The organism is Streptomyces sp. NPDC035033, from assembly GCF_040636735.1.
Lineage (GTDB): Bacteria > Actinomycetota > Actinomycetes > Streptomycetales > Streptomycetaceae > Streptomyces.
On sequence record NZ_JBEZUZ010000143.1, the window covers coordinates 1 to 11660 of the forward strand.

Sequence of the window (11660 nt, forward strand, 5' to 3'; positions counted from 1 at the left end):
GGACGAACTCCCACTCGGCATCGGACAGTTCATGACGACGTATCACGACCTCATGATCCACCAACCGTGATCATTTGAAGACACCGCCTAGGCCGTTTCGGCCGCCCGGCGCTGCAGCTCTTCCCACACCTTCCGCACCTGCGGTTCCAGGGCGTCCAGGGGGCCGTCGTTGTCGATCACGAGGTCCGCGATCTCCAGCCGGGCCGCGCGCGTGGCCTGGGCCGCCATCCGGGCCTCGGCCTCCTCCTCGGTCATGCCGCGGAGCCGTACCAGCCGGTCGAGCTGGGTGCCGGGCGAGGCGTCGACGACGACCACGAGGTCGTAGAGGGGCGCGAGGCCGTTCTCGGTGAGCAGGGGCACGTCGTGGACCACCACGTCCCCGGGGCCCGCCGCACCCTCCAGCTCGGCCGACCGGGCCCCGACGAGCGGGTGCACGACGGCGTTGAGCACGGCCAGCCGCTCGGGGTCGGCGAAGACGATGGAGCCGAGCTTCGGCCGGTCCAGGGTGCCGTCCTCGGTGAGGACCTCCTCCCCGAAGGCGGCCACGACGGCCGCGAGCCCCGGGGTGCCGGGCTCGACGACCTCGCGGGCGATCCGGTCCGCGTCGATCAGTACGGCCCCGTACGAGACGAGCAGCCGCGACACCTCACTCTTGCCGGCGCCGATTCCGCCGGTCAGGCCCACCTTCAGCATGGGCGGCAGCTTAGGGCCTGGCCCCGCGGGGTCAGGAGTCGCCCTCCCGTTCGGCGAGGAAGCGTTCGAACTCGCGGCCCAGTTCGTCGGCCGAGGGCAGGTCGACGGGCTCGGCGACCAGGCTGCCGCGGGTCTCCGCGCCGGCCATCGCGTCGTACTGGTGCTCAAGGCCCTGGACCAGGCTGACCAGCTCCTCGTCGCCCTCGCCGATCTGGCGGTCGATCTCGGTCTGGGTGCGGCGGGCCTCGGTGCGCAGCGCGTGGGCGACGCCGGGGAGGACCAGGCCGGTGGCGGCGGTGACGGCCTCCAGGACGGTGAGCGCCGCGTCCGGGTAGGGGGAGCGGGCCACGTAGTGCGGCACGTGGGCGGCGACGCCGAGGGTGTCGAAGCCGGCCTCGCCGAGCCGGAACTCGATGAGGGACTCGGCGCTGCCGGGCACCTGGGCCTCGTCGAAGGGGCTGCGGTGGCCGGGCATGAGGTCGGTGCGGTTGCCGTGCGGGGTGAGGCCGACGGGCCGGGTGTGCGGCACGCCCATGGGGATGCCGTGGAAGTTGACCGCGAGCCGTACGCCGAGCCGTTCGACAATCTGGGCGACGGCGGCGGCGAACCGCTCCCACTCGACGTCCGGCTCGGGGCCGGAGAGGACGAGGAAGGGGGCGCCGGTGGCGTCCTGGACGAGGCGGACCTCGATGGCCGGGGTCTCGTACCCGGTCCAGCGGTCGCGCCGGAAGGTCAGCAGGGGGCGGCGGGCGCGGTAGTCCACCAGCCGGTCGTGGTCGAAGCGGGCGACCACCTGGTGCGGCAGGGTGTCGAGGACCCGGTCGACGATCTGTTCGCCGGTCTCCCCCGCGTCGATGTAGCCGTCGAAGTGGTACAGCATGACCAGTCCGGTCGACTCCTGCGCCAGGGCCAGGTCGACCACGGCCAGGCCCTTGGCGTCCCACTCGTACAAATCCTGGGGATCAAGCACGGTTACCGCTCCTCCTCGCGTCCTTGGGAAGAACGCTTCCGGGCTCAAGGTCATTCCCGGTGCGGCGGTTGCCCGCAGGCGGTTTCGCCGGGGGCGGCGAACGCGACCGGGGCCCGCTCCCCCGGGAGGGAGCGGGCCCCGGTTGTGCTAGCGGCTAGCGCTGCTCAGCGGAGAGCCTGTTCAGCTCTGGCCGCCGGCCAGCTTCTCGCGCAGGGCGGCGAGGGCCTCGTCCGACGCCAGGGCGCCGGCGGTGTCGTCCGACTCCGAGGAGTAGGAGCCACCGGACACGCCCGCCGAGGCACCGGCCGGAGCGGCGGCGCCACCCTCGGCAGCGGCGGCCTCGTCGGCCTCGCGGGACTTGATGACCTGGGCCTGGTGCTGCTCGAAGCGCGCCTGCGCCTCGGCGTACTGGGCCTCCCACGCCTCGCGCTGGGCCTCGTAGCCCGGCAGCCAGTCGTTGGTCTCGGGGTCGAAGCCCTCGGGGTAGATGTAGTTGCCCTGGTCGTCGTAGGACGCGGCCATGCCGTACAGGGTCGGGTCGAACTCGACCGACGCCGGGTCGGCACCGAAGGACTCGTTGGCCTGCTTCAGGGACAGCGAGATCCGGCGACGCTCGAGGTCGATGTCGATGACCTTGACGAAGATCTCGTCGTTGACCTGGACGACCTGCTCCGGGATCTCCACGTGGCGCTCGGCCAGCTCGGAGATGTGGACCAGACCCTCGATGCCCTCGTCGACGCGGACGAACGCACCGAACGGAACCAGCTTGGTGACCTTGCCGGGGACGACCTGGCCGATCTGGTGGGTGCGGGCGAACTGCTGCCACGGGTCCTCCTGCGTCGCCTTCAGCGACAGGGAGACACGCTCGCGGTCCATGTCCACGTCGAGAACCTCGACGGTGACCTCCTGGCCGACCTCGACGACCTCGGACGGGTGGTCGATGTGCTTCCAGGACAGCTCGGAGACGTGGACGAGACCGTCGACGCCACCCAGGTCCACGAAGGCACCGAAGTTGACGATCGAGGACACGACGCCGGAGCGGACCTGACCCTTCTGGAGGGTCGTGAGGAAGGTCTGGCGGACCTCGGACTGGGTCTGCTCCAGCCAGGCGCGGCGGGACAGGACCACGTTGTTGCGGTTCTTGTCCAGCTCGATGATCTTCGCCTCGAGCTCCTTGCCCACGTAGGGCTGGAGGTCGCGGACGCGGCGCATCTCGACCAGGGAGGCCGGGAGGAAGCCGCGGAGGCCGATGTCGAGGATGAGACCACCCTTGACGACCTCGATGACGGTACCGGTGACGATGCCGTCCTCTTCCTTGATCTTCTCGATGGTGCCCCAGGCACGCTCGTACTGGGCGCGCTTCTTCGAGAGGATCAGGCGGCCTTCCTTGTCCTCCTTCTGGAGAACCAGGGCCTCGATCTCGTCGCCGACCTTGACGACCTCGTTCGGGTCGACGTCGTGCTTGATCGAGAGCTCGCGGCTCGGGATGACACCTTCGGTCTTGTAACCGATGTCGAGCAGGACCTCGTCCCGGTCGACCTTCACGATGACGCCGTCGACGATGTCGCCGTCGTTGAAGTACTTGATCGTCTCGTCGATCGCGGCGAGGAAGGCTTCCTCGTTACCGATGTCGTTGACCGCAACCTGCGGGGTGGTGGCGGTGGTCTCGGTGCTGCTCGTCATGTGGGAAAGGGCTCCGGTACGGACATTGAAGTCGTAGGTACTGCTACGCCGAGAGCCCGTATCGCAGCTGAAGAAGCCGGACAGCCAAAGAAGCGCCTCTCCCGACGAACGGGGAGGGCCTCGAAAACCGAGGGGACATACAACAGATGCGAGCGCGGCCTGCTCCGTCTGAGGCACGCAGGCCCGCAGCGCAACCTTTAGCATACGGGGGCGGCCGGACAGGGTCAATGCGCGAAGCGCGCAGCCGGGACAGATCCACGCACACCCGGCACCACTCGTGTCCGCCCGCACGCCATCGGCGGGCCTCCGCCGTTCCGCGGCACTGAGCGCAAACTACATCGACGGGCGAGATGAACCAAGAGCACGAGCAGGACGACCGCTTCGAGACGGACGGCGACGAGGCGGAGGCCACCCGGCGTGACGCGGGCGACGCGGAGAGCAGCCGGGCCAGCCGGGGCTGGTGGGACCGGAACGCGGACGAGTACCAGCTGGAGCACGGCGCCTTCCTCGGCGACGACCGGTTCGTGTGGGGCCCGGAGGGCCTGGACGAGGCCGAGGCGGGGCTGCTCGGGCCGGCGGAGGGGCTGAAGGGGCTCGACGTCCTGGAGATCGGCGCGGGCGCGGCGCAGTGCTCGCGCTGGCTGGCGGCGCAGGGGGCCCGGCCGGTGGCGCTCGACCTGTCGCACCGGCAGCTCCAGCACGCGCTGCGGATCGGCGGGGAGGTGCCGCTGGTGGAGGCGGACGCGGGGGCGCTGCCGTTCCGCGACGGCTCCTTCGACCTGGCGTGCTCGGCGTACGGGGCGGTGCCGTTCGTGGCCGATCCGGTGCGGGTCTTCCGCGAGGTGCGCCGGGTGCTGCGGCCGGGCGGACGCTGGGTGTTCTCGGTGACGCACCCGATCCGGTGGGCCTTCCCCGACGAGCCGGGGCCGGAGGGCCTGTCGGTCGCGGCCTCCTACTTCGACCGCACGCCGTACGTCGAGCAGGACGAGTCGGGGCGGGCGGTGTACGTGGAGCACCACCGGACCCTCGGCGACCGGGTGCGGGACGTGGTGGCCGGCGGCTTCCGGCTGCTGGACCTGGTCGAGCCGGAGTGGCCGGCGTGGAACGGCCAGGAGTGGGGCGGCTGGTCGCCGCTGCGGGGGAATCTGATCCCGGGCACGGCGATCTTCGTGTGCGAGCGCGAGGACTGACCGGACACCGATCGAATTCAGACAGTCGTACTTATGGGCGGGCCTGTGGACAACCGGGCCCGCTCTTTTTCTTCGCGTACGAGACTGAGTGCGTGATCCGAAACGACGTACTCGACCTGCTTCCCGTCCGCCATGCCGTTCCCGAGCTGCTGGCCGCGCTCGACGAGCGCGGCACGGCGGTGCTGCACGCCCCGCCCGGCACCGGCAAGACCACGCTGGTGCCGCTGGCGCTCGCCGGTCTCATAGGGGACGGGCCGGAGCGGCGGGTGCTGGTGGCCGAGCCGCGCCGGATGGCGGTGCGGGCCGCGGCCGGGCGGATGGCCTGGCTGATGGGCGAGGACGTCAGCGGGGCGGTCGGCTTCTCCGTGCGCGGGGAGCGGCGGGTCGGGCCGGCGACGCGGGTGGAGGTGGTGACGACGGGCGTCCTGCTCCAGCGGCTCCAGCGGGATCCGGAGCTCGCGGGGGTGGACGCGGTGCTGCTCGACGAGTGTCACGAGCGGCATCTGGACGCCGACACGGCCCTCGCGTTCCTGGTGGACGTACGGGCCGCACTGCGGCCGGAGCTGAAGCTCGTCGCGGCCTCGGCGACCAGCGACGCGGAGGCGTGGGCACGGCTGCTGACCGTCCAGGAGGGCGGCGGGCCGGCGCCGGTGGTGCGCAGCGAGGGCGAGGGGCACGGGTTCACGGTGTTCCACGCGCCGCCGCCGGCGGGGGTCCGGCCCGCGCACGGCACCTGGGTGGACCCGGCGCTGCTGCGGCACGTGGCGGCGACGGTGCGGGGGGCGCTGGCGCGGCACGAGGGCGACGTCCTCTGCTTCCTGCCGGGGACGGGGGAGATCGCGCGGACGGCGGGGCTCCTGGACGGGGTGGACGCCGAGGTGCTCCAGCTGCACGGGCGGGCGCCGGCGGCGGTGCAGGACGCGGTGCTGCGGGGCGCGGGGCCCGGCGGACGGCGGCGGGTGGTGCTGTCGACGTCGGTGGCGGAGTCGAGCCTCACGGTGCCGGGGGTGCGGGTCGTGGTGGACGCGGGGCTGGCCCGGGAGCCGCGGACGGACCACGCGCGGGGGCTGGGCTCGCTGGCGACGGTGCCGGTGTCGGCCGCGGCGGCGACCCAGCGGGCGGGGCGTTCGGGGCGCGAGGCGCCGGGCACGGTGTACCGGTGCTGGGCGGAGGCGGAGGAGAGCGGCCGGGCGCGGTTCCCGTCGCCGGAGATCCGGATCGCGGACCTGGCCGGCTTCGCGCTGCGGGCCGCCTGCTGGGGGGATCCGACGGCGGAGGGGCTGGCGCTGCTCGACCCGCCGCCCGCGGGGGCGCTGGCGGCGGCCCGTTCGGTGCTGACGGCGATCGGGGCGGTGGACGGGGCCGGGAAGGCCACCGAGCGGGGGGTGCGGATGGCCCGGCTCGGCGTGCACCCGCGGCTGGGGCGGGCACTGCTGGACGGGGCGGCCGAGGTGGGGCCGCGGCGGGCCGCGGAGGTGGTGGCGCTGTTGAGCGAGGAGCCGCCCCGGGAGTACGGGGACGATCTGGCGGCCGCCTGGCGCGAGGCCCGCCGGGGCGGGGACGCGTACGGGGCGCGCTGGAGGGCGGAGGTGCGGCGCCTGGAGCGGGCGGCGGCGGTCGCGGAGGAGGGAGCGGGAGCGGGGGCCGGCGCGGGGAGCCCGGCCGGCGCGGACGGGGACGACCGGGTGGCGGGGGTGGTGACGGCGCTGGCGTTTCCGGAGCGGGTGGCGCGGGCGCGGGAGCAGGGCGGGCACCTGATGGTGTCGGGGAGCGGGGCGCGGCTCGCGGAGGGCTCGGGGCTGCGGTCGGCGCCGTGGCTCGCGGTGGCGGTGGCGGACCGGACGGCGCGGGACGCGACGGCCCGGGTACGGCTGGCGGCGGTGGTGGACGAGGCGGTGGCGCGGCGGGCCGCGGGGCACCTGTTCCGTTCGGGCGAGGAGGTGCGCTGGGAGGACGGCGACGTGGTGGCGCGGTCCGTGGAGCGGCTGGGGGCGGTGGAGCTGACGGTCCGCCCGCTGGGGGCGGCGGCCGATCCGGCGCTGGTGCGGGAGGCGCTGCTGGACGGGCTCCGGCGGGAGGGGACGGGGCTGCTGCGGTGGGGACGGGAGGCGGTGGAGCTGCGGGAGCGGCTGGCGTTCCTGCACGGGGCGGTCGGCGGGGCGTGGCCGGACGTCGCGGAGGAGGCGCTGGTGGAGCGCGCCGGAGAGTGGCTGGAGCCCGAGCTGTCCCGGGCGGCGCGGCGGGCGGATCTGGGGCGGATCGACGCCGGGGAGGCGCTGCGGCGGCTGCTGCCGTGGGCCTCGGGCGAGGCGGGGCGGCTCGACGAGCTGGCGCCGGAGCGGATCGAGGTGCCGAGCGGGTCGCGGATCCGGGTGGCGTACGGCGAGGGGCGGCCGGTGCTCGCGGTGAAGCTCCAGGAGATGTTCGGGCTGGACGGGACGCCGAGGGTGGCGGGGGTGCCGGTCCTGGTGCACCTGCTCTCCCCCGCCGGGCGGCCGGCGGCCGTGACCGCCGATCTGGCCTCGTTCTGGCGGGACGGCTACCGGGCGGTGCGGGCGGAGCTGCGGGGGCGGTACCCGAAGCATCCGTGGCCGGAGGACCCCTCGTCCGCGGAGCCGACGCGGCACACCAGCGCGCGGCTCAGACGGGAGGGGTGACGGCCCCGCCGGCCGCTCCGGGGGTGGTCGCCGGGTCCGGCTTCGGGTCCGCCCGGGGGCCCGTCCCCGGGCCGGCGCCCGGGCCGGTTCCGCCGGCGGCGCGGCGGGAGCGGGACTCCAGCCAGAGCGCGAGGGCGAGCAGGAGGAGGGCGAGGACGGTGAAGGTCCACGGGAGGTACGAGACGAGGAGGAGGACGGTGGTGCGGTTGGAGGAGACCAGTTCGACGGTGGCGGCGACGTAGTCCTCCCGGATCTTCACGTGGCCGGCGAAGACGGTGACGGTGTCGGTGCCCATCAGGGCCTTGGCGCCGCGGAGTTCCTCCTTGTGGATCTCCTCGCCGTTGACGGGGGCCCCGGTGACGGGCTCGACCCAGAACATCCGCTTGGTGGTGTACCAGCGGGTGAGGCCGGTACTGGCGATGACCTCGGGGGTGATGCCCTCGACCGGCATGGTCTTGGGCATGGGCACCCGGGTCCAGGGGATGGTCTGCTCGTAGTAGTAGACCTCCAGGCCGCGGAAGGTGCGGGTGCCCACGTAGTGGATGGGAGAGGAGGTGCGGGTCTGGGCGTCGAAGTAGAGGTAGTCGCGCTTCTCGGTGAGGAAGGGCCATTTGAACTCGATGCCCTCGCGCTTGACCGGGTCGCCGTCGACCATCTCGCCGGGCGCGTTCACGGGGTCCTGGGTGTGCGCGTCGAAGATGTACCGCTCGGGGATCTTGGACACCATCTTCCCGTCGGGCCCCATGACGTAGGAGAGGCCGTCCCAGACGACGACGTCGCGATCGGTGCCGCGCTCGATCCGCTTCGACTCCTCCACGTTGCCCTTGAGGGTCTGGACGATCGTGATCTTCTCGACCTCGCGGGCCTTGAGGGTGCCGTAGTCGAGGAGGGTCGCGGGCCGGGCCTCCAGGACCATCTCCTGGTACTGGTTCGGCGGGATCTTGGCCAGCCGGGGGAAGGCGTACCAGCGCAGGGTGGGGGCCATGGCGGCGAGGAAGACCGCGAGGGAGAGGAGGACGAGGCTGGCTCGGCGGCGCACGGGGGCTCCCTACTTCTTCGGGCCGGGGTCGGCGGTGAGCAGGGGCCTGGGCGACGTCGGACCGTCGGGCGGCAGATCGACCAGGGAGACGAGCAGGACGAAGAGCAGGACGGGCACGAGTCCGATGGCGGCGGCGACGAGGGCGCGCATGTCGGCCTCCCGGCAGGCGATCTGATGGGTCGTCAGGGCGGGGGCACCGTAGCAACGCGGCCGTGAGATGAGAACAGCCCGCGGGGGCCGAAACGAAACGCGCGCCGCCCCCGGCGTCCCGGGAGGGACGGCGCGGGGGCGGCGCGGCGGAAGGGAGGAGCGGATCAGGCGGAGGGCGACGTGCCCGCGGTGGGCGAGGTCGACGCCGTGGGCGAGGTGGAGGCCGTGGGCGAGGTGGAGGCGGTGGGCTCCGGGGAGGGGGTCGGGTCCGTGGTCGCGGGCGGCGTGGTGGCCGGGGCGGTGACGGTGAGCGTCAGCTTCGCGGTGCCGCCGCCGGGCGCGGTGAGCCACAGCACGTAGCTGCCGGCCTTCTGGCCCGCGACGAGGTCCGTGATCGACAGGCGGCCGTCCGTGCCGGTCTTCAGGACCTTGGTGCGGATCGGGTTCCCGGCGGCGTCCTTGCCGAAGGACGGGCCGTCGGCGCTGGCCGTGGGGGCGTCCGTCGAGTCGGCGACCACCGCGGTGACGCTCACGCCGGGGGCGAGGGCGCCGCCGAGGCGGGCCTCGACCGTGACGTCGGCGTAGCCGGCGCCGGTCTCGGCGGTCAGGGCCGCGTCGCCGACGCGGGTGAGGGCGTCGGCCTTGCGGACCTCGACGGTCGCCTTCAGCGTGGCGGCCGGGAGGGAGGAGCGGCCGGGGACGGTGGCGCGGAGGGTGAAGGACCCGGCCTTCGCGCCCGCGCGGAGGGCGGGGGCCTTGGCGACGCCCTTCGCGTCCGAGGTGACGGTGACCGTGGTGGCGCCGGCGGGGAAGCGGGCGTCGGTGGTGGCGGGGAGCTCGAAGCGGACGCTGACGCCGGCGACGGGGCGGCCCGCGGAGTCCACGGCGGTGACGGAGGCGTACGAGGCGAAGGTGCTCTCGGTGACCGCGGTCAGCACCGCCGTACCGGCCTTGAGGCTCGCCACCTTGACGGTCGGGGGGACCTCGACGGGCTTGGCGGGCGGCCGGGTCGGGTCGGTCGTCGGCGGCTTCGACGGCTCGGACGGCTTCGACGGCGAGGTCGGGGCCGGCTCGGTGGGCTTCTGCGACGGCTTGCCCGGCGCCGGGGTGGCGCCCGGGGCCGGCGAGCCCGCCGGCGCGGAGGGGTGGGGCGAGGCCGGGCGCAGCGGGGTGCCGGGGACCGGCCGGTCGCTGCGGCCCACCGGGAGCAAGCCCGTGCCGTCCGGGACGGTGTGGGTGCCGCGCCGGTAGTAGTCGAACCAGGAGAGGACGGTGGTCAGGTACTCGGTGGAACGGTTGTAGCTGAGGATCGCCCGGTCGAGGTCGGCCTTGACGGCCAGGTTCCGGCCGCCGGCGCACAGGTACATGCCCGCGGCCTGGGCGGCGTCGTAGATGTTGTTGGGGTCCTTCTTCCCGTCGCCGTTGGCGTCCTGGCCCCAGACGGCCCAGGTGGACGGGATGAACTGCATCGGGCCGACGGCGCGGTCGTGGGTGGTGTCGCCGTCGAAGGCGCCGTCGTCGGTGTCCGAGATGTTGGCGAAGCCGACGCCGTTGAGGACCGGGCCGAGGATCGGGGAGAGGGTGGTGCCGTTGCCGTCCACGCGGCCGCCGCGGGCCTGTCCGGACTCGACCTTGCCGATGCCGGCGAGGAGTTGCCACGGCAGGTTGCAGGAGGGGTCGGAGGCGCGGACCGACAGTTCGGCGCGGCGGTAGGCGGCGAGGACGGTCGCGGGTATGCCGGCCTCGGCGGGGCCGGTGACGATCGGCACCGTGGGCGCGGTGGGCGCGCCGGGCCGGTTCGGGGTGTTCAGCGGCGGCAGGTCCGTGTAGTACGGCGAGTCGCCGGTGACCGAACCGCCGTTCCCGCCGCCGGGCGGGGTGGTGGCGTCGCCGGCGCCGATGGTGCGGTCGCCGCTGAGGTTGTCGGTCGGCGGGGGTATCGCCCCCGGGCCCTGCGAGGCCGCCAGCGCCGCGACCGCGGCGGCCACGATCGCTCCGCTCGTGGCGCCCCTGCGCAGTCGGCGGCCGAATTGCGCTGCCATACCGGTGCTCCCCTCCCCAATCGACGGTGGCCGCACGCTCCCCGCGGGTGGCCACAGGCGACCCTATGCGATGTCCGTATCACGGGACACCACGGGCTGACCGGGTTTCACGCTTTCGTCACCCCTTGGCCTCCCGGCGGCCGGACACGGAGGTCCGCGCTCCGGGGCGCGGGGGCCCGTCCGGGAACCGTCTCCGGGGTTCGGCGCCTCTTGCACTCGGGCCGATCATCCGTACGACCAGGAGGTTTCTTCCGTGCCCTTCACCCTGAGTCACGCCGCCGCGGTCCTGCCGGCGCTGCGGCGGGACGGGACCGCGCGCGGCCCGCTCGTCGCCTCCGCCCTCGTCGCCGGCAGCTTCTCCCCCGACCTCACCTACTTCGCGGCGACGGCGGTGCCCGGGGCGATGGAGTTCGGGGACGTGACCCACTCCCCCGTCGGGCTCGTCACCGTCGACGTGCTCATCGCCGCCGTCCTGGTGGGGCTGTGGCTGGCGGTCCGCGAGCCGCTGGTGGGGCTGTTGCCGGCGCGGTGGCGCGGGCGGGTGTACGGGGTGGTGCGCGGCCGGCCGTGGCGGGAGCGGCGGCCGGCCGCGCTCGCCGTCTGGTTCGCCGTCTCGGCGGCGCTCGGCGCGACCACCCACGTCGTCTGGGACACCTTCACGCACATCGACCGCTGGGGGACGCGGAAACTCCCCTTCCTGGCGGAGGTGGTGGCCGGGTTCCCGGTGTACCAGTACGCGCAGTACGGCGGTTCGGCGCTGGCGCTCGGGCTGCTCGGCTGGTTCGCGGTCCGGGCGCTCCGGTCCGTGCCGGCCGGCGCGGAGGCGCCCGCCGGGGTGCCGGTGCCGGGCCGGCGCGGGCGGCGCTGCTGCTGATCGGGGGCTGTGTGGTGGCCGGGGTCGCGCACCGGGTGCTGCGCTGGGCGGCGTACTGGGGCTGGGACCGGATCGAGAACCCGCTCGACATCATCCCGACCGCCTGTTTCGGGGCGGGCGCGGGGCTCGTCGCGGGGCTGCTGCTGTACGGGGCGGCCGCCCGCCTGCGGGGACGCGGAGCCGCCCCGGCGCCCGGCCCCGGAACGGCCCCGGCGCCCGGTGCGGGAGCGTCCGGGGAGGGGGAGCCGGCCGCCCGGACGGCGGGCTCCCGTCCGGGCGTTCGCTGATCCGCGCCTCCGGGGACACGGGGGCGGGGCACCCGGCCCGCACGCCGGTGGCCGCGCCCCGGGCGGGGGCGCGGC

General features: G+C 74.4%; 8 protein-coding genes and 1 pseudogene. 3 read left to right on the forward strand and 6 right to left on the reverse strand.

The window, feature by feature from the left end; genetic code table 11:
• Nucleotides 1-87: 87 nt before the first annotated feature.
• The 3 genes from coaE to rpsA form a co-directional block, all read right to left on the reverse strand.
• Nucleotides 88-693 (reverse strand): dephospho-CoA kinase, encoded by a 606-nt coding sequence (gene coaE / locus AB0E83_RS33470; protein WP_362120269.1) that lies wholly within the window; start codon nt 691-693, stop codon nt 88-90.
• Nucleotides 694-724: 31 nt separating this feature from the next.
• The gene (locus AB0E83_RS33475) at nt 725-1663 is read right to left on the reverse strand and encodes a PAC2 family protein (protein WP_362120271.1); all 939 of its coding nucleotides are present in this window, start codon (nt 1661-1663) and stop codon (nt 725-727) included.
• 180 nt (nt 1664-1843) lie between these two features.
• Nucleotides 1844-3346 carry a 30S ribosomal protein S1 gene (rpsA, locus tag AB0E83_RS33480; RefSeq protein WP_362120273.1) on the reverse strand — a complete coding sequence of 501 codons (1503 nt, stop codon included), beginning with the start codon at nt 3344-3346 and terminating at the stop codon, nt 1844-1846.
• A 350-nt stretch (nt 3347-3696) separates the two neighbouring features.
• Between rpsA and AB0E83_RS33485 the strand changes: the two genes are divergently transcribed.
• Together AB0E83_RS33485 and hrpB are read left to right on the forward strand one after the other, a co-directional pair.
• Nucleotides 3697-4536, forward strand: coding sequence for a methyltransferase domain-containing protein (locus AB0E83_RS33485; RefSeq protein ID WP_362120275.1), 840 nt, complete (start codon nt 3697-3699; stop codon nt 4534-4536).
• A 92-nt stretch (nt 4537-4628) separates the two neighbouring features.
• Nucleotides 4629-7193, forward strand: a complete 2565-nt coding sequence (hrpB, locus tag AB0E83_RS33490) for an ATP-dependent helicase HrpB (protein ID WP_362120277.1) — start codon at nt 4629-4631, stop codon at nt 7191-7193.
• On the opposite strand, the gene AB0E83_RS33495 is transcribed toward hrpB, so the two are convergent.
• The 3 genes from AB0E83_RS33495 to AB0E83_RS33505 form a co-directional block, all read right to left on the reverse strand.
• Nucleotides 7177-8232 (reverse strand): DUF3068 domain-containing protein, encoded by a 1056-nt coding sequence (locus tag AB0E83_RS33495; protein ID WP_362120279.1) that lies wholly within the window; start codon nt 8230-8232, stop codon nt 7177-7179. The two genes, hrpB and AB0E83_RS33495, sit on opposite strands and share 17 nt — an antisense overlap.
• A gap of 9 nt (nt 8233-8241) precedes the next feature.
• Nucleotides 8242-8382 (reverse strand): SPW_0924 family protein, encoded by a 141-nt coding sequence (locus tag AB0E83_RS33500; RefSeq protein ID WP_107063131.1) that lies wholly within the window; start codon nt 8380-8382, stop codon nt 8242-8244.
• 164 nt (nt 8383-8546) lie between these two features.
• Complete coding sequence (locus tag AB0E83_RS33505; RefSeq protein ID WP_362120281.1) at nt 8547-10424, reverse strand: lytic transglycosylase; 1878 nt, start codon at nt 10422-10424, stop codon at nt 8547-8549.
• 253 nt (nt 10425-10677) lie between these two features.
• On the opposite strand from AB0E83_RS33505, the pseudogene AB0E83_RS33510 reads away from it, so the two are divergent.
• Nucleotides 10678-11585, forward strand: a pseudogene (locus AB0E83_RS33510) (DUF4184 family protein).
• The last annotated feature ends 75 nt before the right edge of the window (nt 11586-11660 follow it).